At 63.7% G+C, this 23,814-nt stretch carries 19 protein-coding genes and 1 pseudogene; 12 read left to right on the top strand and 8 right to left on the bottom strand.

Going from position 1 to position 23,814, the window contains the following annotated elements:
* The first annotated feature begins 182 nt into the window (after positions 1-182).
* From PQR32_RS26100 to PQR32_RS26070, 7 genes are all read left to right on the top strand, one after another.
* Positions 183-713 (top strand): NUDIX domain-containing protein, encoded by a 531-nt coding sequence (locus tag PQR32_RS26100; RefSeq protein WP_408233820.1) that lies wholly within the window; start codon positions 183-185, stop codon positions 711-713.
* 190 nt (positions 714-903) lie between these two features.
* Complete coding sequence (locus PQR32_RS26095) at positions 904-1,353, top strand: acyl-CoA thioesterase (protein WP_408233604.1); 450 nt, start codon at positions 904-906, stop codon at positions 1,351-1,353.
* Positions 1,354-1,357: 4 nt separating this feature from the next.
* Positions 1,358-2,296, top strand: coding sequence for a branched-chain amino acid ABC transporter permease (locus PQR32_RS26090; protein WP_408233601.1), 939 nt, complete (start codon positions 1,358-1,360; stop codon positions 2,294-2,296).
* Entirely contained in the window at positions 2,289-3,581 is a 1,293-nt protein-coding gene (locus PQR32_RS26085) for a branched-chain amino acid ABC transporter permease (RefSeq protein ID WP_408233598.1), read from the top strand. The genes PQR32_RS26090 and PQR32_RS26085 overlap by 8 nt, the downstream gene beginning before the upstream one ends.
* Positions 3,578-4,330, top strand: a complete 753-nt coding sequence (locus PQR32_RS26080; RefSeq protein ID WP_408233595.1) for an ABC transporter ATP-binding protein — start codon at positions 3,578-3,580, stop codon at positions 4,328-4,330. Before PQR32_RS26085 ends, PQR32_RS26080 begins: the two co-directional genes overlap by 4 nt.
* Positions 4,327-5,040 (top strand): ABC transporter ATP-binding protein, encoded by a 714-nt coding sequence (locus tag PQR32_RS26075; RefSeq protein WP_408233592.1) that lies wholly within the window; start codon positions 4,327-4,329, stop codon positions 5,038-5,040. Before PQR32_RS26080 ends, PQR32_RS26075 begins: the two co-directional genes overlap by 4 nt.
* Positions 5,041-5,421: 381 nt before the next feature.
* Positions 5,422-7,770, top strand: a complete 2,349-nt coding sequence (locus PQR32_RS26070; RefSeq protein ID WP_408233590.1) for a hypothetical protein — start codon at positions 5,422-5,424, stop codon at positions 7,768-7,770.
* 57 nt (positions 7,771-7,827) lie between these two features.
* Here the strand turns inward: PQR32_RS26070 and iolB are convergent, their stop codons facing one another.
* The 7 genes from iolB to PQR32_RS26035 form a co-directional block, all read right to left on the bottom strand.
* Positions 7,828-8,628, bottom strand: a complete 801-nt coding sequence (gene iolB / locus PQR32_RS26065; RefSeq protein ID WP_408233587.1) for a 5-deoxy-glucuronate isomerase — start codon at positions 8,626-8,628, stop codon at positions 7,828-7,830.
* A complete protein-coding gene (gene iolE / locus PQR32_RS26060) occupies positions 8,625-9,551 on the bottom strand; it encodes a myo-inosose-2 dehydratase (RefSeq protein ID WP_408233584.1) in 927 nt (308 codons plus the stop codon). Before iolE ends, iolB begins: the two co-directional genes overlap by 4 nt.
* 10 nt (positions 9,552-9,561) lie before the next feature.
* Positions 9,562-11,535 (bottom strand): 3D-(3,5/4)-trihydroxycyclohexane-1,2-dione acylhydrolase (decyclizing), encoded by a 1,974-nt coding sequence (iolD, locus tag PQR32_RS26055; protein ID WP_408233581.1) that lies wholly within the window; start codon positions 11,533-11,535, stop codon positions 9,562-9,564.
* On the bottom strand, positions 11,532-13,574 hold the full coding sequence (locus PQR32_RS26050) for a bifunctional 5-dehydro-2-deoxygluconokinase/5-dehydro-2-deoxyphosphogluconate aldolase (protein WP_408233578.1): 2,043 nt from the start codon (positions 13,572-13,574) through the stop codon (positions 11,532-11,534). The genes iolD and PQR32_RS26050 overlap by 4 nt, the downstream gene beginning before the upstream one ends.
* A gap of 63 nt (positions 13,575-13,637) precedes the next feature.
* Entirely contained in the window at positions 13,638-14,486 is an 849-nt protein-coding gene (locus PQR32_RS26045) for an ATP-binding cassette domain-containing protein (protein WP_408233575.1), read from the bottom strand.
* A gap of 13 nt (positions 14,487-14,499) precedes the next feature.
* Positions 14,500-15,657, bottom strand: coding sequence for an ABC transporter permease (locus PQR32_RS26040; protein ID WP_408233572.1), 1,158 nt, complete (start codon positions 15,655-15,657; stop codon positions 14,500-14,502).
* Between the two features lie 147 nt (positions 15,658-15,804).
* The gene (locus tag PQR32_RS26035; protein WP_408233569.1) at positions 15,805-16,851 is read right to left on the bottom strand and encodes a sugar ABC transporter substrate-binding protein; all 1,047 of its coding nucleotides are present in this window, start codon (positions 16,849-16,851) and stop codon (positions 15,805-15,807) included.
* A gap of 255 nt (positions 16,852-17,106) precedes the next feature.
* Between PQR32_RS26035 and PQR32_RS26030 the strand changes: the two genes are divergently transcribed.
* From PQR32_RS26030 to PQR32_RS26020, 3 genes are read left to right on the top strand one after another with little or no spacing between them, the layout of a single operon-like run.
* Positions 17,107-17,988, top strand: a complete 882-nt coding sequence (locus PQR32_RS26030; protein WP_106283662.1) for a MurR/RpiR family transcriptional regulator — start codon at positions 17,107-17,109, stop codon at positions 17,986-17,988.
* The gene (iolG, locus tag PQR32_RS26025; RefSeq protein WP_408233566.1) at positions 17,981-19,009 is read left to right on the top strand and encodes an inositol 2-dehydrogenase; all 1,029 of its coding nucleotides are present in this window, start codon (positions 17,981-17,983) and stop codon (positions 19,007-19,009) included. The genes PQR32_RS26030 and iolG overlap by 8 nt, the downstream gene beginning before the upstream one ends.
* Complete coding sequence (locus tag PQR32_RS26020) at positions 19,009-20,055, top strand: Gfo/Idh/MocA family oxidoreductase (protein WP_408233817.1); 1,047 nt, start codon at positions 19,009-19,011, stop codon at positions 20,053-20,055. The genes iolG and PQR32_RS26020 overlap by 1 nt, the downstream gene beginning before the upstream one ends.
* A 133-nt stretch (positions 20,056-20,188) precedes the next feature.
* Here the strand turns inward: PQR32_RS26020 and PQR32_RS26015 are convergent, their stop codons facing one another.
* Complete coding sequence (locus tag PQR32_RS26015; RefSeq protein ID WP_408233563.1) at positions 20,189-20,485, bottom strand: hypothetical protein; 297 nt, start codon at positions 20,483-20,485, stop codon at positions 20,189-20,191.
* Positions 20,486-20,755: 270 nt separating this feature from the next.
* Here PQR32_RS26015 and PQR32_RS26010 point away from each other — a divergent pair, with 270 nt between their 5' ends.
* Positions 20,756-23,635, top strand: coding sequence for a valine--tRNA ligase (locus tag PQR32_RS26010; protein ID WP_408233560.1), 2,880 nt, complete (start codon positions 20,756-20,758; stop codon positions 23,633-23,635).
* A gap of 70 nt (positions 23,636-23,705) precedes the next feature.
* Positions 23,706-23,814: pseudogene (locus PQR32_RS26005) on the top strand (UTP--glucose-1-phosphate uridylyltransferase); the annotation flags it as partial.

Here is a 23,814-nt window from a genome sequence, read left to right as displayed (position 1 = left end):
GCTAACCCGAGCGCCAACCCGCACACCGGCCGGAGCATGAACCTGAGCACGATCTCACACACCGGCCAGAGCGCGAGTCCGAGCACCATTGCGTGCCCCGAGCAGAACGGCAACCGCAAACCGAGCGTCACACCCACAAGCTGCAAGCCATCACACAAGACAAACGGGACGTCCCCTTCGCCATGACCGAATACCGATTTTGCCCACGCTGCGCCACGCTTTTGACCGAGCGCGCCGACGCCGAACATGAAGGCGGCCGCATCCGCCAGACCTGCGCGGATCCGACGTGCGGTTACGTCCACTGGAACAACCCGCTGCCGGTGGTGGCGGCGATCGTCGAGTACGAAGGCAAGATTCTGCTGGCGCGCAATGCCGCTTGGGCGGAGGGCATGTTCGCTCTGATCACGGGCTTCCTCGAAAACGGCGAGACGCCGGAAGAGGGCATTGCCCGTGAAGTGCTCGAGGAAACCTCGTTGCACGCGGAGACGGTCGAGTTGGTCGGCGTGTACGAATTCATCCGCAAGAACGAACTGATCATCGCGTATCACGTGAAGGCGTACGGCACGATTGCGTTGTCGCCGGAATTGCTGGAGTACCGGCTGGTCGAGCCGGCCAAGTTGCGGCCATGGCGCGCGGGCACCGGCCAGGCGCTCGGCGAATGGATGCGGCGGCGTGGCCTGCCGTTCGAGTTTGTCGAAAGACCGGGGCAGTGAGCCGGCCGACAAACATGTCGCTGAGCCGTGCGATGGACTCCCGCTCAGTGAGGAGCACCGCATAGCTTATATTTCCTGTCTGACCATGCGCCGCTAGCGAAGGCGCTCGCGCCGCATGCTGACCGAGTCGCTTCGACGAAACCAACGGCCGCACAACGTTCACGATAACGCCCGAGACAACCACGCCAGCATGAACAAACCCGCATCCGCCCCACGCAGCGCCTACCGGCATTTCCTGACGATCCCCACCCGCTGGATGGATAACGACGTCTACGGTCACGTGAACAACGTCGTCTACTACAGCTACTTCGACACCGTGGTGAACGAGTATCTGATCCGCACCGGCGTGCTCGATTTCGAGCAGGGCGAGACGATCGGCCTCGTGGTCGAGACGCATTGCAACTACTTCGCGCCGCTGGTGTTTCCCGACCGGATCGACGCGGGCCTGCGCGTCATACGGCTCGGCACGTCGAGCGTGCGCTATCAGGTCGGTCTCTTCAAGGAAGGCGACGATCAACCCGCCGCGCAAGGACACTTCGTGCATGTGTATGTGAATCGTGTCACAAGGCGCCCGGTGAATTTGCCCGCCGAATTGCGCGCGGCGCTCGACCCGCTGAGCGTCGCGGAACAGCCGGACTAGGCGCGTGCAGTCGTTCGTCATCAACCTGCTGAACGGCGTCAGTTACGGCCTGCTGCTGTTCATGCTGTCGGCGGGCCTGACGCTGATTTTCAGCATGCTCGGCGTGCTGAATTTCGCGCACGCGAGCTTCTACATGCTCGGTGCTTACATCGGGTTTTCGGTGGCGGCGCGCGCGGGATTCTGGAGCGCGCTGGTCGTGGCGCCACTTGTCGTCGGACTGATCGGTGCGGCCCTGGAGCGGTGGCTGTTGAGGCGCGTGCGTGGGCACGGCCATCTTGCCGAGTTGCTGCTGACGTTCGGCGCCGCGTATCTGCTCGGCGAACTGGTCAAGCTCGGTTGGGGCTTGAGCCCGCTGTCCGCGACTGTGCCCGCCGTGCTCGACGGGCCGCTCTTCACCGTCTATGGCGCGGCCTTCGCGCGCTACCGCGCGTTCATGATGGCGGTGTCGCTCGCCATGCTGGCCGTGTTGTTCGCGGTGTTGCGCGTGTCGAAGGCGGGTTTGATCGTGCGCGCCGCGCTTACGCATGCGAGCGCCGTCGAAGCGCTCGGCCACAACGTGCCGCGCGTGTTCACCGGTGTGTTCGCGGCCGGCACGGCGCTCGCCGCGCTGGCCGGCGTGATCGGCGCGCCGCTCTTCGTGATCGAACCGGGGATGGCGGAGTCGCTCGGCTCGATCGTGTTCGTGGTGGTCGTGATCGGCGGGCTGGGTTCGCTGACTGGAGCGCTGGCGGCGTCGCTGCTGGTCGGTTGCGTGCAGACGCTGGCGGTGGCGAGCAACGTGTCGCTGGGCGACGTGCTGTCGATCTTCGACGCCACGCTCCCCGCCGAATGGGACGCGCTGACGCTCGCGCAACTCGCGCCGCTGATTCCCTATCTGCTGCTGGTGGCGATGCTGGCGCTGCGCCCGCGCGGGCTTTTCGGGCGGCGCGACGATCATGCGTGAGGCCACCGAATCGTCAGCGCGGTCCGTGACCGCGCCGCGCGCGCTGTGGCGCATGCTTGCGCCGTGGCTTGCGCTCATCCTGTTGCTCACCGTGCCGCCGTTCATCTGGCCGCAAAGCTGGTTGCTCGCCTATCTCGCGCAGACCGCGACGATGATCGTGTTCGCGCTTTCATACAACCTGCTCCTCGGCGAGACGGGGCTGCTGTCGTTCGGTCATGCCGCTTACTCCGGCCTCGGCGCGCTGGTGGCCGCGCAGGTGTTCAACCGGATCGGCGTGCCGCTCGTGATGCTGCCGCTGGTCGGCGGGATCGGCGGCGCGCTGTGCGGCGTGCTGTTCGGTTTCATCTCGACGCGGCGCGCCGGCACGGCCTTCGCGATGATCACGCTCGGTCTCGGCGAACTCGTGGCGGCCGCCGCGTGGACGCTGCCTGACTGGTTCGGCGGCGAGGCGGGCGTGGCGATCGATCGCGCGAGCGGACCGTTGCTGGCAAGCTGGACCTTCGGCCCGGCGCGCGAGGCTTATGCGCTGATCGCCGGGTGGTGCCTGCTCGCGTGCGCGGCGATGTTCGCGCTTTCGCGTACGCCTTTCATGCGCCTTGCCAACGCCGTGCGCGACAACCCGGTGCGGGCCGCAGCGATCGGTTGTTACCCGCGTCGCATTCGCTATGGCGTAGTGGTGATGTCGGCGTTTTTCGCGGGTATCGCGGGGACGTTGGCGCTGATCAATGTGGAACTGGTATCAACCGAAAGCGTCGGCATGATGCGCTCGGGCGCGGTGCTGATCGCCACGGTGATCGGCGGGACGACGGCGTTTTTCGGGCCGGTCGCGGGTGCGGTCGTGCTGACGTTTTTCAGCGTTGTGGTGGCTAGCGTGACGCGGGCGTGGCTGTTTTATCTGGGGCTGTTCTTCATCGTGGTCGTGGTGATTTCACCGGATGGATTGGCGGGCTTCATGCAGCGTTTTGTGGCGCGTGTGGCCGCGCACGGCTGGCGCCGATGCCGCGCGGTATATTTGTGGGGCACGGCTGCCGCATTGCTCTGGACCGTGGCCACCGTGCTCGCCGTGCAATGGGCCTACGCGGCGCAATTCGGCGCGGAGGATGGCGAGGTTTTCAACGTCCCCGGTATGCCGTCGTGGATCAATGCGTCTCCGCTTTACTTAGGCGCCACAGTCTTTGTGTTGGCCGCGCTGGGAGGACTGTCCGCGCATTTCGCAATTCGCGCGCAAGCGCTTCTCACAGCCATGCGCTCGAACACGACGCACACCGCCGGAGCCTCGCAATGATCCCCGCGCTCGCGCTCTACGGCATCGAAAAACGCTTCGGCTCCACGCAGATTCTGCGCGGCGTCGATCTTGCGATTCAACCGGGCGAGCGTCACGCGCTGATCGGTCCGAACGGCGCGGGCAAGTCGACGCTCTTCAATCTGATCGCCGGTGGCGCGCGGCCGAACGCGGGGCGCATCGACCTGTTCGGTGCCGAGATCACGCGCCTCGCGCCGGCCGCGATCACGCGTCGTGGGCTGGCGCGCAGCTTCCAGAGCACCAGCGTGTTCATGCGCCTCAGCGTGTTCGACAACCTGCGCTGCGCGGCAATGCTGGCGGAGCGTGACCGCACGCGCTGGTGGCAGCGTTTCAGCGGCTCGCGCACGGTCGACGCGCGCGCCTCACAAGTGCTCGAAGCAGTCGGCTTGAGCGAGCGCCGTCACGTTGAGGCCGGTACGCTCAGCTATGCCGAGCAGCGCGCGCTCGATCTCGGCATCGCGCTCGCGGGTGGCGCGCATACCTTGCTGCTCGACGAGCCGACGGCCGGCATGAATCGCGCGGAAGCGGCGCGCGCCATCGAACTGATTCGCGAGACCACGGCGGGCCGCACGCTGCTGATGGTCGAGCACGACATGGACGCGGTCTTCGCGATCGCCGATCGCATTTCGGTGCTCGTGCAAGGTCGCATCATCGCGAGCGGCACGCCGGCGGCGATCCGCGCAAACGCGGCGGTGCGTGCTGCGTACCTCGGCGAAGGGTTCGGCTCATGAGCGCCTTGCTCGAGATTCGCGCGCTGAACGCGTGGTACGGCGCGAGCCAGGCGTTGCACGGCGTCACGCTGAGCATCGAGCCCGGCGAAGTGCTGGCGCTGGTCGGCCGTAACGGTTCGGGCCGCTCGACGCTCGCGCGCGCGATCATGGGCCTCGTGCGCAGCGAAGGCGAGTTGCGTTTCGCGGGCCGCGCGCTCGGCGGTCTGCGGACCTTTGAGATCGCGCGTCTCGGGCTCGGCTACGTGCCTGAACATCGTGACGTTTTTCCTACGCTGAGCGTGCACGAGAATCTGCAACTCGGTGTCGCGCCTCAGGACCGCGGCCGCGCGCCGCGCTTCACCATCGACGACGCCTACGCGCTTTTTCCCGTGCTGCGCGAACGAAAGCGCATGCGTGCGGGCGCGCTGTCGGGCGGCGAGCAGCAGATGCTGACGCTCGCCCGCGCGCTGCTCGGCGACCCCGATCTGCTCGTCATCGACGAACCCGGCGAGGGGCTCGCGAGTCTGGTGATGGAGCAGGTCGCCCGATGCTTGCGGACGCTGCGCGATCGCGGCGTGGCCATGCTGCTGATCGAGCAGCGTCTCGTGATTGCGCAGGACATCGCCAGCCGCGTTGCCGTGATGGGGCACGGCGAAATCGTGTTCGATGGTGCGCTCGCGTCGTTCTTGCAGCGGACCGACGTGATGCGGGAATGGCTCGGCGTTGGTTGAGCGAACCACGGCGTTCTATTGCGGTGCGACATGGCGGCTTGGTGATCGATTTGCTGTTTGGTGAATCTCTCACGCGTGGGACGAATCGCGTGTTCCGTGCACTGCGCCCAAATCGCCCCAATCATGGCGTTTGAATCCCATTTGTCGACACGCCGCTCACGCCCCGTGCACGCGGCTTTCCACTCACTCGCGGCAGCGATTCAAACGCTTGATCGTTTGGTGAGCGTCCTCCAGAAATCTTGTCGGCAGCGCGCTGACAAATAAAGACAATCGGGTAAAAGGCGCGTGACGACGGCTTGCTGTTTAAAGCCATCGTATGCGCGACGAACCATGTCGTGCCGGGCGCGCGAAAGACGCGCCGCGGCTTCAGGAGGAGACATCATGAGACAGAGGCGCGCATTGTGTGAGGCGTCGGCAAACAAAGCGAAAACGCACTCGCTGCAAGATCGGAAGCTGAAGCACGCCTGGCATTCGCCGATCTGCGCGGGCGCTGCGCTGTTGACGGCCGCACTGCTGATGTGCGCCTGCGCCGACGCGAGTTCGACAACCGGCGATGCATCGTCCACGCCGTCAAACCCCGCGAACACGACAGCCACCGCGGAGGGCAACAAGGCCAGCGCCACCGACAGTCGCGCGAACGCCGCCACATCGTCGGACGCCGCGCTCGCCGCGCAACCCGCTTCGTCGACGCGTCCCACACTCGAACTCGCCAAGGCCAAACAACTCGCCGCGGAGCAAAGCGTCGCCGCGCGCGTGCCGTCGGCGAGCGGCATGGCCGAAAAGCGCGTCCGTCCGCTGACGCTGCGAGATTCCGGCATCGACGGTTCGCTGATGTTCGCGCGCGACGTCGACTTCCGCGTGACTGGCGAGATCGGCTTCATGATTCACGACATGGCGGCGACATTGAGTCCGGCGCGTCGCGGCCAGCCGATCGTGTTCGACGACCCGACCAGCGTGACGATCAACGTCCACCGCGGCGAGGTCACGCTCGACAGTGCGAAGCTCACGGCAATCTTCAACCGTTACCTGTTCCAGTATCAGGGCTCGCCGCTGCGCAATATGCGCGTCGTGCCGCAGGACGGTGGCAACCTGCGCATTACCGGCGAGATGCATCGCGAGACGTGGGTGCCGATCGTGCTCATTGGATCGCTGTCGATGCGCAACGCCGACGAACTCGTCTTTCATGCGGACCATGTCGAAGTGGCCGGCGTCGGCGCCGACAAGCTGATGCAGGCGGCGCACGTGAAGATGGCCGACCTGCTGAAAGTGGACACGCCGATCGCGCGTCTGGACGGCGACGACGTTGTGATGCAGGTGGCCAGGCTGACACCGCCGCCTGCATTGAAGATGACGATCACGCAGATCGAGACGAGCGCCGCTGGCGTACGCTTCAGACTCGACGACCGTACTGTGCCGAACATCGTCTGGCCCGCGACGATGCCCGCGCGCGGCATGCTGGTGCAGGGCGGCGACGTCAAATTCATGCGTTCGATGCCGATGAACATCGACATGGCGCTCACGCCGATCGACGGCAAAGCGCCGTTCGTGCTGGACCTGTATCACTACCGCGAGCAGATGGCGGCCGGCTATTTCACCTTCGATGAAGCGGGCGCGCTGGACGTTCATCTGCCGTCATATACGACGCTAGCCGGCGCGGACAAAGACACGCCGATACAAACAGGCAGCGCGAGTGCGCGCTTTAACGACAGCTTCATTCACGCGCAGCAGGCCTCGCTCGCGCAGGCGCGTCTCGTGTGGCAACACGTGCCGCAGACAGTGCGAACCGCCTCGGTGGCGCGCGCGATTCCGGTCGGCACGCGCGCGGCGTTTTCCGGGCAAAGCATGGCGACACCGCGTTCGGCGCTAAGCGACGAGCGTCGCTCGTCCGGACCCGCGCCGTTGATTCACGTCGAGAACGTCGACTTCTACGTGGCGGGGCGCATCGGTTTTCACGTGCGCTCGCTGGACGCGCAGATGGTGCCGAAAAAACCGGGGCAACCGGTCGATCTGGACGATCCTGAGCAGTACGATATCCGCATCATCGGCGGCGAAGTCGTGGAGCCCTGGTCCGCGATGGCGGCGCTCTTCAACGACTATCTGCTCGACTACGAGCCGCGCTCGCTCAACGACCTGCAATTGAAGCCGGTGGACGGCAAGTTGGAAGTCACGGGCGGCATCAAGTTGTGGAATCACTTTCCCGGCTTGTGGCTGCCGACCACGATGAGCGGCACGATCGTCGCCAAAGATGAGCGGCATCTCGTGTATGAACCGACGTCGGTGAAAGTGCTGGGTGTGCCGCAGGCCGGGCTGTTACGCGCGCTAGATATTCCGCTCGCTTCGCTCACGCCGTTCACGCGCAAGGGCGTGGCGCTCAAGGGCAATGAGCTGGTGTTCGATCAGTACACGGTGTTTCCGCCGCCGGTTTTGCAAGGGCGTCTCGCGAGCGCGGCGGTCACTGACGAGGGTCTCGTGCTGAAGTTCAAGCGCGACGGCAACGTCGCTGCAGCGAAGCCGCCTGCGGGCGCGGGCAAGAGCTTCGTCTGGATCGAGTCCGGGGACGTCAAGATGTTCAACTCGCTGGTGACCAATACGCGCACGTTCATCAAGGACACTTCGAACCCCGGCGTGATGAAGTTCGATTTGTACGGTTATCGCAAGGACGTGTCGAAGGGAACGGTAAAGATGGGCGAGGACGGCGGCCTGGATGTCGATCTGGCCGTCAGAAAGTAGCCTGAGTTTTTGCGAAGCCTGCGCGGCGTTTTCGAAAGCGCCGCGCGGGTCGCAACATCAAGCGTCCTTATTGATGATCCACTCGTGCGCCGGATCATTGCGGAAATGCCAGACCCGCTGTCCACCCGCCATCACGTTCAGATAATACGAGTCGTACCCGTACGGCACGATCACCGGATGATAGCCACGTGGCACCATCACGACGTCGTGATTCTCGACGGCCATCGACTCGTCGATGTCGCGCATATCGGTGTATACGCGTTGAAACGCGAACCCTTGCGGCGGATCGAGCCGGTGATAGTAGGTCTCCTCGAGCGAACTCTCGTGCGGGACGTTGTCCGTGTCGTGCTTGTGCGGCGGGTAGCTCGAAGCGTGTCCGCCAGGCGTCCTGACTTCCACCACCAACAGAGACTCCGCGGGCTCGGTCTGCGGAAGAATATCGCATACATATCGCGTATTCAGCCCTTTGCCGCGTGTCGAGCGCTTCATCGAACCGGGTTCGATCAACCTCGCCGGGAATTCGCCTTTGGCCGGTGCGCTCGCCACGCCGATTTCGGCGTCGCGGCAAGCGCGAACCGTCGCCCGCACGTTCGGCGGCAGATACACCGCATACGGCGCGGCGTCTTCGAACACGCTGTCGCGCGAGCCCAGCGAACTCCATTGAGTGTCCGCGGTTTCGATATCGACTGCACCCGTGAGCACGACAATGCACACTTCGCGCGACGGTTCGAATACGTGCACGACTTCGCTCGCGCCCAGCCGGTAAGCGGCAAACCCGACGTACCGCCAGCACGCCGACTCCGGTGTTACTCGCGCGATTGTCTGGCCTTCGCGCTGCGCCTTCACCAATAAACTCATGCTGCCTCCTGCTCAGTGCCGCCGGCGGCGCCGAGCGGCGCATCGACCAGCACGCGTAATGTCTTGTAGCCTTTCTGCGCATACTCGAACGACGGCGCCACGACCGGATCCTGTTCGGCTTCCACCACCAGCCAGCCGCAATAACCGTGCCGCTTCAAGCGCTCGATGATCGCGGGGAAATTTACCGCGCCGTCGCCCGGCACCGTGAAGGCGCCGGCGATGACCGCGTCGAGAAAACTCCAGTTGCGATTGCGCGCGAGCTTCATCACGGCGGGGCGCACGTCCTTGCAATGCACGTGGCAAACGCGCCCGATATGTTTGTCGAGCACGGCGAGCGGATCGCCGCCGGCAAACGTGATGTGTCCCGCGTCGAACAGCAGGCCGACGGCGTCGCTGGTGCGCGCCATCAGTTGATCCACGTCGGTGGGTGTCTCGACATAAGCGCCCATATGATGATGATAGGCGAGCCGCACGCCGCGGCTTAACGTATAACGCGCGAATTCGTCGACGCGTGCCGCATACTCGGCCCATTGCGCGTCGCTGAAAAAACGCGGGCGTTGATACAGCGGCTGCGACGCGCCCTGAATCGAATCGGCAACCTCGCCGTACACCATCGCCGTCGCGCCGTTTTGCGCGAGCAACTCGAGATGCGGGCCGACTGAAGCGATTTCCTCTTCCACGCTGCGTCGCGCGAGGCGTCCGGAATACCAGCCGGAGACCAGCGCGAGATCGTATTGCGCGAGCAGCGTCTTCAATGCCTGGGGTTCGCGCGGAAACTTGTTGCCGAGTTCGAAGCCTTGATAGCCGATCTCGCGGCCTTCCGTCAGCGCCACCTCGAGCGGCGTCTCGCCGCCGAGCGAAGGCAGATCGTCGTTCATCCACGATAACGGATTGATGCCGATACGTACGTCGAAAGCAGTCATGCGGGCGTCCTCATTCGTTGTCGGTGGGGGCGATGTTTTGTGCGGAACCAGTCGGTTCGGCGCGTGCCGCGAGTTGCGTTTCGTATTTTGCACGCGCGTCGCGCACAGCGGGGCGCGACGACACTTCCGGCACCGCGACTTCCCACCACCAGCCGCCGTCGTCGGTGGTGCGGGCGGCATCGGTATCGATGCTGATGACGTAAGTGCGATCTGCTGCGCGAGCGCGTTCCAGAGCAGTCTCGAGTTCCGCGATATTCGCGACATGTTCGGCCTGCGCGCCGAGGGCACGCGCATGCGCGGCGAAATCGATCTTCGGCGCGCCGAGCGGCCCTTGCACGCAGTTTTCAAGCAGGTTGTTGAACGGCGCACCGCCGCACGCCTGCTGCAAGCGGTTGATGCAGCCATAGCCGCGATTGTCGAGCACCACGACGATCAGCTTCGCGCCGATCATCACCGAGGTGGCGATCTCACTGTTCATCATCAGATAGCTGCCGTCGCCGACCATCACGATTACTTCACGCGCGGGCCGCGCGAGCTTCACGCCGAGTCCGCCGGCAATCTCGTAGCCCATGCACGAATAGCCGTACTCGACGTGGTACGCGCCCGGTTTGCCGGCGCGCCACAGCTTGTGCAATTCGGCGGGCAGCGTGCCGGCCGCGCAGACGACGATGTCGTTCGCAGGCGAACCGGTGCTTGAACGCTGCACGGCGCCGATCACATCGCCCTCGTATGGCAGCACGGTGTCGCGTTGTGGCGCATGCGTGAGCGTGCTCACCGTGTCGCGCCAGCTCGCCGCGAGTTTGTGCGCGCGCGCAGTCCACGTGCGGTCCGCGTGCCAGCCTTGCAGGGGTTCGGCGAGCGCGTCGAGCGCGAGACGCGCGTCGGCTTCGACCACCAGCGCGCGATGCTTGAGACCGTCGAAGGCATTGGCGTTGATCGCGATCACGTCCGCTTGCGTGAACAAGGTGTTCGAGCCGGTCGTGAAGTCCTGCAGGCGGGTGCCGATGGCCAGCACGCAGTCGGCGTCGTGCGCGAGCGCGTTCGCGGCGGGCGAGCCGGTCACGCCGAGCGCGCCCGTGTTCAACGGATCGTTCCAGGCAAGCGCGCCTTTGCCGGCCTGCGTTTCCGCAACCGGAATACCGTGCGTGGTCGAGAAACGGTGCAGCGCATCGGTGGCGCGGCCGTAGAGCACGCCGCCGCCCGCGACGATCAACGGCCGCTTCGCATGGCGCAGACGCGCGATAGCGGCCTCGATGTCGTCCACGCGCGGCGCGGGCGAATGAAATGTGACGACGCGCGGCTTGAAGAAGTCGACGGGGAAGTCCCAGGCCTGCGCCTGCACGTCTTGCGGCAACGCGAGCGTGACGGGACCGCACAACGCGGCATCGGTCAGCACGCGCACGGCGCGCGGCAGCGCATTGAGCAATTGCGCCGGATGCATGATGCGGTCGAAGTAACGCGACACCGGTTTGAGCGCGTCGTTGGCGGAGACGCCGCCGTCATGGAAGTCTTCGAGCTGCTGCAACACGGGATCGGGCGCGCGCGAGACGAAGATGTCGCCGGGCAACAGCAGCACCGGCAACCGGTTCACATGAGCGAGCGCCGCTGCGGTCACGAGGTTGGTGGCGCCCGGTCCGATCGACGTCGTGACGGCCATCATGCGGCGGCGAAAATGCGCCTTTGCATAGGCGATAGCACTGTGCGCCATCGCCTGTTCGTTGTGGGCGCGCAGGGTGGGCAACTCTTCGCGATGCTGATAGAGCGCCTCGCCCATCCCAGCGACGTTGCCGTGGCCGAAGATCGCGAACACGCCGCCGAATAGCGGCTCGGTGCTCTCGCCGTCCTCGGTCGCGACGCGTTGCGCGGCGAGATAGCGCACCAGCGCCTGCGCGGTCGTCAGGCGCACCGTGCCGCCCGTGCCCGTGCGAGCGTGGCTGGCGTCGTTGGCAGACGCGGCGTCGTGATGCAATACGCGCTGATTCATGCGGCTTGCTCCTGATGGACATGGTTCGGCGCGCCGGCTGGCGCGGCGCTCGCGCCACGGGTTGCACGCCACGAAGCGATCAGTGTTTCGAAGGTGCGGCGCACGCGGGCGATCAACTCGTCGTCGCCGATTTCTCCGGCGAGCCATGCATGACTTGGCTCGTGGAAGATCGTGCGCCCGACCGTGAAGCCGCGGCACGTCGCCGATTGCGCCGCCGCGCGGAAGCCTTCGTCCAGTTGCTCGACGGCCGCCGACAAACCGAGCAGCACCACGCCCCGGCAATAAGGGTCGCGCTCGGCGATCAGCGCGTCGACGTTGCGCCATTGCGCGGCGTCCATCGGTTCGAGTTTCCACCACTCGGGATAGATGCCGATGTTGTACAGGCGCTTCAACGCGCGATACACGGTGTCCGGCGCCTGCGGCAGATGCGCGTGTTTCGGCGGAATCACTTCAAGCAGCAATTCATGGCCGCTCGCTTGTGTCGCGTCGTAGAGCGCGCGCAGTTGCGCTTCCTGTTCGAGGCGTTGCTCGATGGGTTCGTCCGGATGGAACTGCACGAGGCACTTGACGATATGCTCCTGCGGCCACGGGATCAGCGTGGTGCCGATCGAACGGCCATGATCGAACACGAGCGGCACGGAGCCCGGCAGTTCAACCGGCCGGCCAATCCACCAGCCGCGCCCGGTGGCCGCGTTCAGCGCGTCCTGGCCGTACCGGTCGTCGATCAGCACGCCGATGCGGTTCTGCAAACCCAACGCGCTTTCAGTCTGCGCGACGGCTTCGACAAACAAGCCCTTCAGACGCGCGATGCGCGCTTCGTCGGCACCGGTTTGCTGTGCGAGTTCGAAGAACTGGTTGCGATGGTCGAAGGCAAAGCCGAGTACTTCGTCCCATTGTTTGCGGGCCGGCGAGACACGATGCAAACGCGCGAGCGTCGCGTCGCGATCCGGGCGGCGCATGCGCTGCGGATCGGCTTTCGCTTCGCGCAGGAAGTAGTCGAGTTCGGCGGGCGTCGGCATGGCCGGCGCGCAGCCGTGACGCGAGACGACCAGCGCGCCGCTCGCGTTCGCGGCGCGCGCGCACGCTTCGAGCGGTTGATCGCGCAGCCATCCTGAGAGAAAGCCCGAGGCGAACGCATCGCCCGCGCCGAGCACGTTCAGCACTTCGACTTCCACGCCGCCGTGAATCGGCACGTCGTCGAGCGAGGCGGGCACCTGGCCGTCGATGATCTGGCAGCCCAGCGGTCCGCGCTTGAGCACCAGCGTGGCCGGCGTGACGGTGCGCACCATGGCGAGCGCGTCGACCAGTTCGGTCTTGCCGCCGGCAATGCGGAATTCCTCTTCCGTGCCGATCACCAGATCGAACAGCGGCAGAATGCGCTGCAAATGCGCGGTGACGCCTTCGCTCGCGACGAAGCGCGTTTCGCCGTCCGCTTTGCCAGTGAGACCCCACAGCACCGGTCGATAGTCGATATCGAGCACGGTGCGCACCTGGTTGCGGCGCGCGTAATCCAGCGCGCGGCGGCTCGTGCGGTTTACCTGTTCAGTGGAAAAGTGCGTGCCGGTGATCAGCAGCGCTTTCGACGACGCAATGAAGGCCTCGTCGAAATCCGCTTCATCGACCGCCATATCCGCGCAGTTCTCGCGATAGAAGATCAGCGGAAAAGTATCGCGGTCTTTCAGGCCTAGCAGCACGAGGGCGGTGAGGCGTTCCTGATCGATGCGCACGTGGCTGACGTCGCAGCCCTCTTTAGTGAGCGTCTCGGTGAGAAAGCGGCCCATGTGATCGTTGCCGACGCGCGCCAGCATCGACGACGCGAGGCCGAGCCGCGCGCAGCCGAACGCGATATTCGCCGACGACCCGCCGAGATACTTCGCGAAGCTCGACACGTCTTCGAGCCGCGCGCCGACCTGCTGCGCGTACAGATCGACGGCGAGGCGGCCGAGGCAGACGATGTCGCGGCTGCGGCCCGGTGCGAATCGGCTGCCGGCGGGCGCCGAAGCGGACGTGGTCCCGCTGGATGTGCTGGAGTGATTCATGAAGTTTCCTGAATAGCTGGGCGCGGCGGCGGCGCATCGACGCCCGGCCGCCGCGCGAATGAATCAGATCGTCGCGCCTTCGAGTTCGCCGATCATCTTCTGCATCTCGGCGCCGCCGGCCATCATGTCGAGCACCTCGTCCTTGCTGATGGTTTCCTTGGTGAAGGTGCCAAGCGATTTGCCGCGATTGAGCACCGTGAACGAATCGCCGATCGGATACGCGTGGTGCACGTTGTGCGTGATGAAGATCACCGAGATGCCTTTGGCGCGCGCCTTGTGAATCAGCTTCAGCACGTTGAAGCTCTGCTTGACGCCGAGCGCGGCAGTCGGTTCGTCGAGAATCAGCACGCGTGCGCCGAAGTGAATCGCCCGCGCAATCGCCAGACATTGCTTCTCGCCGCCGGACATGGTGCCGATCGGCTGATGCGCGTCGCGCACGTTGATGCCCATTTCGGCGAGCTTGTCGCGCGCGGTGGTGGCGCTGGTTTCGAGGTCCATCACGCTCAGGAAGCCGAACAGCTTCTTTTGCGGCTCGCGTCCCATGAAGAAGTTGCGCGCCACGGAGAGCAGCGGCACCAGTGCAAGATCCTGATACACGGTGGCGATGCCGAGATCGAGCGCGTCTTTCGGCGACTCGAACAGCACCGGTTTGCGGTCCACCAGATACTGACCGGAAGAGGGTTGATGCACGCCGGCAAGGGTCTTGATCAGCGTCGACTTGCCCGCGCCGTTGTCGCCGAGCAGGCAATGCACTTCGCCGCGTCTCAGACGCAAGGTCACGCCACTTAGCGCAATTACCTTGCCGAAGTATTTGTTGACGTTCTCGAGAGCGAGGATGACGTCTTCTTGCGGGGCGCTCGCGTTGGTGTTCGAGCCGTTCACGCCGTTCCCTGCGGTATTCGTATCGGACATGGTCGTCTCCTCGTTACGATTGCGCGACGCGGCGGCGCACATAGTGATTGAACAGCACGGCGATCAGCAGCATCACGCCGAGGAACACGCGGAACCAGTCGGAACTGACGTTCGTGTAGGTAATGCCGATCTGCACGACGCCGAAGATCAACGCGCCGAAACACGCGCCGATCACCGAACCGTAACCACCCGTCAGCAAGGTGCCGCCGATCACCGCGGCGATGATCGCTTCGAATTCCTTTTGCAGGCCGCGGTCGGCCGCGGCCGAGCCGATGTCGCACACTTGCAGCACCGCGAACAGGCACGAGCAGAACGCGGTCAGCACGAACAGCGAAATCTTCACGCGACGCACCGGCACGCCGACGTTCTTGGCCGCGTTGGCATCGCCACCGACGGCGAGAATCCAGTTGCCGGCCCGCGTTTTCGCCAGCACGAATGCGCAGATCGCGGCGAGTCCGAGCCACCACAGAATCACCTTGGGAATGCCCGGCACGAGCGCGTGCCCGTTATCGAGCATGGTGCCGATGCCGTGACGCGCGAGCATCGTGAAGAGACCGTTCAGCGCGACGCCGTGAAACAGCGTATTCGCGAGCCAGTCCTGCTGCGCGAGGTCGCCGACGCCGGAGACGATCGTGCGGTCCGCGAACATGATCGAGAGCGCGAGCGTGAGGCCGCGCAAGATGAACAGAAACGCGAGCGTGACGATGAACGAGGGCAGGCGCGTACGCATCACCAGATAGCCGTTCAGCGCGCCGAGCAGCATGGAGCCGGCGAACGCAAAGAGAATCGCGAGAGAAATCGGCCAGTGAAAATAGACCGAGGGAATCGCGACCATCATGCCGGCGAAACCGATCATCGAGCCGATAGACAGATCGAACTCGCCGGCGATCATCAGCAGACACGCGCCCACGGCGAGAATGCCGAGATACGCCGATACCTGCGACCAGTTCATCACGCCGTCGAGATTGAACATGCCGGAGTTGCCGGCCGTCAGCGCGAAAACGAGAAACACCAGCACCGCGCCGGAAATCGCGGCGAATTCGGGGCGGTTCAGCACATGGCCGAATCGGGATTCCTTGCGCAGCCGTTCATCCGAATCGGGCAGCGCGGGCGCTGCCTCGCCGGAATTCGTCTTGACGTGCGGTGGGAAGTGTTTGCCGGCTACACCCATGATGTCTCCTTGGAGCCCGGCTGTGTCCGGCTCGCGCGCGAGGATGCGTTGCGAGAACGACAGCCGGTGAAATGCGCGGTGGCGGCGGGCGGCCCGCCCGGAATCGAAGCGGTGCCCGCCGTGCGCGTGACTAGCTAGAGTAAAGAATCAGCGGTACTGACCTGCGTACTTGATAACCTTGTCGAGGTTTTCCTTGGTGATGAAACCCGGGCCCGAGCGAATGTTCTTCGGCCCATAGGACGGCGCGAGGCCGTAAGTGGCCAGCCGTTCCTTGAACTTCGGATTCGCCTCGAGAATCTGGCGGATCTTCGCGGGATCGGTGGTGTGCTCTTTCTTCACGATCGCCAGCACGGCCACGGGGATATAGCCTTGCAGGTACGGTTGCTGGTCAATGGCGAACTGGATCGTGCCGTTCTGGATTGCCTTGGCGATGTCGTCGGAGAAGTCGAACGTGCAGAAGTAGATCTTGCCCGCGAGACCCATTTGCGTGACCGCTTTCAGCGTGGCCGAAGCCGGGGTCGGTCCGAGTGTCAGGATCGCGCCGGTGTTCGGGTGGTTGCGCAGATACGCGCTGACCTTCGACTGAATTTCGGTCGGATCCTGGCCGGAGTCGATCGTCGAACTCTTGTAGTCGACGCCGAGCGCTTCGGCGAAACCACGGCAACGGTCGAATGACACCGTATTGGTGGCGATGTGGTTCACGCACAGGAACGACTTCACGCCCGCGGCCTTGGCTTTCTCGCCGGCCGCTCTGCCCGCGACATATTCGGGTTGACCCACATGCATGATCGCGCCGAGCTGCGCGCTCTGTTCCTCCGTGCCGGAATTGATCGTGACGAGCGGAATCTTCTTCGCGGTCACCTTGTTGATCGAGCTTTTCAGCACGTCGAAATCGGCGATGGTGACGATCACGCCGTCGTAGTTGCGCGCGGCGGCCTGTTCGACCAGACGCGCCATGTCGGCGATGTCGCCGTTCGGCGGGTTGCGGTAGTCGGTCTCGACGTTGAAGTCCTCGTCGGCCTGTTTGATGGCGTTCTTGATGGTGTTCCACCACGAATCCGAATCCGGCGCGTGGCTGATCAGCACGAAGTGAGCGTCTGCCGCGCGGGCGGCCGAGGCCGCGCCGAATCCCGTCGCCAACGTCAATGCCGTCACCAGAATCCTGAGCGTAGCCTTGCCCTTGCAAAGTCTCATTGTCTCCACCTTTCTCGGTATGTCGTTTTTGAAGGGAGCGTCTGGCCAACCCGGGTGTTTCCACCAAAGCACCATCGCTCACGACCAAGATTAGGCGATCTTCCAAGGCGTTGCAATGAAAATTTCATTACAAATAAAAATAGAAAATACGTTCCATTTGACATGGCGCCTGCCTATAATCGGCAGCGTCAGGAGGCCGTGCGACGGGCGTTCGGAGCGTCTGCGGCACTGCAATAAAGCACGCGAGAGAGAGCTATGGCGGAAGAGAGCACCGAGGAATTGCCCAGCGTCGAAGAATTGATGCAGCGCATCGCGGAAAACTACGACGCGTTGCCGCGTCAGTTGAAAAATGTCGCGACCTATATCGAGCAGCACCGCTCCAGCGTGATGGTGGATCGCACCAGCGACATCGCCGCGAGTTGCGGCGTGCATCCGTCCGCCGTGGTGCGTTTTGCGCAGCGCTTCGGCTTTTCCGGCTTCTCTGATCTGCAGGCGGTTTTTCGGCAGGCATACACAGGGCAGGGCAGTTCGTCGCCGAGTTATCAGCAGCGCATTCGCAAGCTGATCGACGAGAAGCCGGGCGCGCTGTCCGGCGGCTCGGTGGCGCGCGAATTCATCGCGGCTTCGCGCGGCGGTCTGGAAGAACTCGAAGCGGGGCTCGACGACAAGGAGTTCGACGCCGCGGTGAAGATGCTGCAGCAGGCCGACAACATTTACGTGATCGGCGTGCGGCGCTCGTTTCCGGTGGCGAGCTATATCGTCTACGCGCTACAGCACACGCCCAAGCGCGTGCACCTGGTGTCCGGTTTCGGCGGCATGTACCGCGAACAGATTCGTAGTGTGAAAAAGGGCGACGTGGTGATCGCCATCAGCTTCGCGCCCTACGGCAAAGAGACGCAGTACTGCTTGCGGGTCGCGCATCATCACCAGGCCAAAACGCTGGTTATTACGGATAGCCAACTATCTCCGCTCGCGCGTTATGCCAGCACGCAACTGTATGTGAAAGAGGGCAGCGCGTTCGCGTTCCGCTCGCTGACCAGCACGATCTGTTTGTGCCAGGCGTTGTTCATCGCGCTCGCGTACAAGCTCGAATTGAATGTTGAAGAATCCAAAGACACTGGAGGATACGATGACTGATGGGGCAAATCAGGCGGCAAAGACGATCGACGTGGCGGTTTTCGGCGCGGGGCGCATCGGCAAGATTCATGCGGCGAATCTCGCGCGGCAGCCGGGCGTGCGGCTCAAGTATGTGGTCGACGTGAATCGCGAGGCCGCTGCGGCGCTCGCTGCGGAGCACGGCGCGCAGGTCGCGGATATCGACGGCGCGATGGGCGATGCCTCGATCGGCGCGACGGTGATCTGTTCGAGCACGGACACGCATGCGGAGCTGATCATGCAATCCGCCGCGCAGAAGAAGCACGTGTTCTGCGAGAAGCCGGTCGATCTGACGCTGGAGCGTGCGCGGGCTTGTGCGGATGCGGTGGAGCGTGCGGGCGTGGTGTGCATGATCGGTTTTCAGCGCCGCTTCGATCCGACGTTCTCGGCATTGAAAGCGCGGCTCGATGCCGGTGAGATCGGCACGCCGGAAATGCTGGTGGTGACGAGCCGCGATCCGGGGGCGCCGCCAGTGGAGTACATCAAGCATTCCGGCGGCATTTTCAAGGACATGCTGATTCACGACTTCGACATTTTTCGCTGGATTCTCGACGACGAGGCCGACACGCTGCACGCTACCGGCAGTTGTCTGAGCGACCCCGCGATCGCGGAGGCAGGCGATATCGATTCGACCGCGGTGACGATCCGCACGAAGCGGGGCCGCCTGTGCCAGATCAATACAGCGCGCCGCGCCGCGTATGGCTACGACCAGCGCTTTGAAGTGCTGGGCAGCACCGGCATGCTGCAGGCGGGTAATGTGCGGCCCACGGAAGTCACGGCGTATTCGAAAACCGAAGTGTCGAGCGACGTGCCGGAGGCGTTTTTCCTGGAACGTTACCGCGCGGCTTACGCGCATGAAATCGCGCATTTTTTCGATGCGGTGACACATGGCAAGCCGGTGCGCACCACCGTCGACGACGGGTTGAAAGCGCTCGAACTCGCCGACGCCGCGACGCGGTCGTGGCGGGAGGGCCGCGCGGTCAAACTAGGCGAGGCCTCGTGATGACGGCCGCCGCGGCGCGGGTTCGTGTGGGCGTAGTCGGCCTCGGGCGTCTCGGCAAACGGCACGCGGAGAATCTGGCGTATCGCGTGCCGGGCGCGTCGCTCGTGGCGGCCTGCAGTCCGGTGGAGGAGGAGCGGGCGTGGGCGCGTGAAGCGTTGCCCGCGCCGCGGTTGTACGAGGATTACGCGGAGCTGCTGGCTGATCGCGAGGTGGATGCGGTCTGGCTTGTCACGCCGTCTTCATTGCACGCGCAGCAGATCGTCGACGCATTGCAGGCCGGCAAGCATGTGTTTTGCGAGAAACCTTTGTCGCTGGATCTCGCGGAGTGTGAGAGGGTGCTGGCCGAGGCCGCGCGCTATCCGCATTTGCAGGCCACCATTGGCTTCATGCGGCGCTTCGATCCGAGTTATAAGGACGCGTTCGGCAAGATCGAAGCGGGCAAGATCGGCCGACCGTTTCTTGTGCGATCGCAGACGGCGGATCAGAACGATAGCGATGGGTTTTTCGTGCGCTTTGCGGCGACCTCCGGTGGGATTTTTCTCGATTGCACCGTGCACGATATCGATGTGGCGCGGTGGCTGCTGGGTCGGCCGCGCGCCAAACGCGTGTTCGCCGCGGGTGTTGCCGCGATGCATGAAGGGCTGCGTGAATTCGGCGATGTCGATAACGGTGTGGCGATCTGCGAGTTCGAGGACGGCAAGCTGGCCATGTTTTACGCGTCGCGGACGCAGGCGCATGGGAATGACACGCATAGCGAAGTGATCGGCACGGCCGGAGCGCTCGCTATTGGCCGTAATCCGCGGGCGAATCGGGTTGAGATTTACGATGCCTCGGGGATTCGGAACGAATGTACGGCGAATTTTTTTGAGCGGTTTGAAGAGGCGTTTTTGTATGAGGCGCGGGCGTTTGTGGCGGCGGTGCGCGGAGGTGGTGATGCGCATGCTGGTGCAAGTGCGGGGGCCACGCTTGCCGATGCTCTCGAGGCGACGCGGATCGGGTTGGCGATGAGGCAGTCGTTGGAGAGCGGGGAGGCTGTGATTTTGTAATTTTGGGTTCTCGACGTGGCATGCTTCGCAAGTGACAGATTTTTCGGATATTCGACTATTTTTCCAACTGTTAAGGATTTTTGCCGCCGGCTCGCAGGCGGTAATGAACTTTTTCGGCTGCAATAGCAGCGTGTCAGAAATTCTCGAACCGCTTCCCGGCAAGCAAGCCGTTGCGGAAAATAAACACAACATGCTGTTGACCCGATACGCCGCCGACGTAATCCCATCGGGAAAGATCTCCGGCCGATTTCGCCGCGAACGGACCCCCGAGTATGTCCAATACCTTTGCCTCGGGCGTCCCGGCCGGAAACCGCTGGTCAATGCTCTCGCGTGTCCAGCCGCGTGAATGGATCTGGTCATAGGTGTACGTGGGTGCGGCGCAGCCGCTCAGGCACGCCACCACCACCGTCAGAATTGCAAACGTCTTCATGGCTCTCTCGCATCAATTGAGGATGCGACAACGATCGCAGATGGACTAACGCAACACGATCAGACGCGTCTCAATTTGGCGAGGGAACCTGCGCCGAATGCCACCAGCACGAATTGGCGGCGCGGCAGTTCGTGCCAGCTGTCGTCCCGAAATGCGTGTGGGACCCCACGGCGCTTGAAAAAACTCCGGCTCCCATCCCCCAAAAATCCCCCACCGCCAGGCGCCGCTTATAATCGACCATTCCTAGCATTCACCAGCCGAACCGACACAATGAGCGAGACCCCGAGCGATACCACCTCCACGCTTGCCAAAAGCTTCGAGCCCCACACCATCGAAGCCCACTGGGGCCCCGAATGGGAAAAGCGCGCCTACGCGACGCCCTCCATCGAGGAAAACCGGAAAGATTTCTCGATCCAGCTGCCGCCGCCGAACGTCACGGGCACCCTGCACATGGGCCATGCCTTCAACCAGACGATCATGGACGGCCTCACCCGCTATCACCGCATGCTCGGTGAAAACACCCTGTGGGTGCCGGGCACCGACCACGCGGGCATCGCCACGCAGATCGTCGTCGAGCGGCAACTGGACGCGCAAGGCGTCTCGCGCCACGATCTCGGCCGCGAAAAGTTCGTCGAACGCGTGTGGGAATGGAAACAGGAATCTGGCTCGACCATCACGAACCAGGTGCGGCGCCTCGGCGCCTCGATCGACTGGTCGCGCGAATACTTCACGATGGACGACAAGATGTCGGCCGCCGTGCGCGACGTCTTCGTACGCCTGTATGAACAGGGCCTGATCTATCGCGGCAAGCGCCTCGTGAACTGGGACCCGGTGCTGCTGACCGCCGTCTCCGACCTGGAAGTGGTCAGCGAAGAAGAAAACGGCTCGCTCTGGCACATCCAGTACCCGCTCACGGACGGCTCGGGCCATCTGACGGTCGCCACCACGCGACCGGAAACCATGCTCGGCGACACCGCCGTGATGGTCCACCCGGAAGACGAGCGCTACGCGCACCTGATCGGCAGGACGATCACGCTGCCGCTGTCGGGCCGCGAAGTGCCGATCATCGCCGACGATTACGTCGATCGCGAATTCGGCACCGGCGTCGTCAAAGTCACGCCCGCGCACGATTTCAACGACTATCAGGTCGGCCTGCGCCACAAGCTGCCGATGATCGAAATCCTCACGCTCGACGCGAAGATCAACGAGAACGCGCCGGAAAAATACCGCGGCCTCGACCGCTTCGAAGCCCGCAAGCAGGTGGTGGCCGACCTCGAAGCGCTGGGCGTGCTCGAATCGGTCAAGCCGCACAAGCTGATGGTGCCGCGCGGCGACCGTACCGGCGTCGTGATCGAGCCGATGCTGACAGACCAATGGTTCGTCGCCATGAGCAAGCCGGCGCCGGAAGGCACCTTCAATCCGGGCAAATCGATCGCCGAAACGGCGCTGGACGTGGTTCGCAGCGGCGAAATCAAGTTCGTGCCGGAAAACTGGACCACTACGTACTACCAGTGGCTCGAGAACATTCAGGACTGGTGCATCTCGCGCCAGCTCTGGTGGGGTCATCAGATCCCGGCGTGGTACGGCGAAAACGGCGAAATCTTCGTGGCGAAGACCGAAGAAGACGCGCGCGCCAAGGCCGCGGCGGCCGGCTACGCGGGCGCGCTCAAGCGCGACGAAGACGTGCTCGACACGTGGTTCTCGTCTGCTCTGGTGCCGTTCTCGTCGCTCGGTTGGCCGAACGAAACGCAGGAACTGAAGCATTTCCTGCCGTCGTCGGTGCTGGTTACCGGCTTCGACATCATCTTCTTCTGGGTCGCGCGCATGGTCATGATGACCACGCACTTCACCGGCCAGGTGCCGTTCGACACGGTGTACGTGCACGGTCTCGTGCGCGACGCCGAAGGCCAGAAGATGTCGAAGAGCAAGGGCAATACGCTCGATCCGATCGATATCGTCGACGGCATCGACCTCGACGCGCTGGTCGCCAAGCGCACCACCGGCCTGATGAACCCGAAACAGGCCGCATCGATCGAAAAGAAAACCCGTAAGGAATTCCCCGACGGCATCCCGGCCTTCGGCACCGACGCGCTGCGCTTCACGATGGCGTCGATGGCCACGCTCGGGCGCAACGTCAACTTCGATCTGGCGCGCTGCGAAGGCTATCGCAACTTCTGCAACAAGCTGTGGAATGCCACCCGTTTCGTGCTGATGAACTGCGAAGGCCACGATTGCGGCTTCGGCAAGCCGGAACAATGTGGCGAATGCGGGCCGGACGGACACTTGAATTTCTCGTCGGCCGACCGCTGGATCGTCTCGCGTCTGCAACGCGTGGAAGTGGAAATCGCCAAGGGTTTCGCCGACTATCGTTTTGACAATGTGGCCAACGCCCTATACAAGTTCGTATGGGACGAATACTGTGATTGGTATCTCGAACTCGCCAAAGTTCAGATCCAGACGGGTCAGCCGAACCAGCAGCGCGCAACACGCCGCACGCTGCTGCGCGTGCTCGAGACGGTGCTGCGCCTGGCGCATCCGGTGATTCCGTTCATCACCGAGGCGCTGTGGCAAAAAGTGGCCCCGTTGGCCGGACGTTATCCCGAGGGCAAAGCCGAGGGCGAAGCGTCCATCATGGTGCAGCCTTACCCCGTTGCCGAACCGTCAAAAATCGATGAAGACGCGGAGCAGTGGGCAGCCGACCTGAAAGCAGTGATCGATGCGTGCCGGAATCTGCGCGGCGAAATGAATCTGTCGCCGGCGGTCAAGGTGCCGTTGCTCGCTACCGGCAACGCGGAGCGCCTGCGCACTTTTGCTCCGTACGCACAGGCCTTGGCCCGTTTGTCCGAAGTGCAGATCATTGCCGACGAGGCGAGCCTGGATGCGCAGGCAGATGGCGCGCCAATTGCTATCGTAGGAAATGATAAGCTCGTGCTGAAGGTGGAGATCGATGTGGCAGTCGAGCGCGAGCGGTTGTCGAAGGAGATTGCACGGTTGAGCACGGAAATCATCAAGTGCAACGGCAAATTGCAGAATGAAAGTTTCGTTGCAAAGGCACCGCCGGCAGTCGTTGAGCAGGAGCAGAAAAGACTGGCAGAGTTCGAAGCGACGGTGGGCAAGCTGAAAGCCCAGCTGGCGCGCTTGCCGGTCTGATCACGCTCCGTGTCCGCCCCAAGAGGCGGCCAAGGATCGATCGCTAATTCAGAGGATTCAGGGTAATCACATGCTAAAAGTTACAAAGGCGGTTTTTCCGGTAGCAGGTCTTGGCACCCGGTTCCTCCCTGCCACGAAGGCTAGCCCGAAAGAGATGCTTCCGATTGTCGACAAGCCGC

The sequence above is a fragment of the Paraburkholderia dipogonis genome (assembly GCF_046027395.1).
GTDB classification, from domain to species: Bacteria; Pseudomonadota; Gammaproteobacteria; order Burkholderiales; family Burkholderiaceae; genus Paraburkholderia; species Paraburkholderia dipogonis_A.
This window is presented reverse-complemented; position numbering and strand designations above follow the sequence as displayed.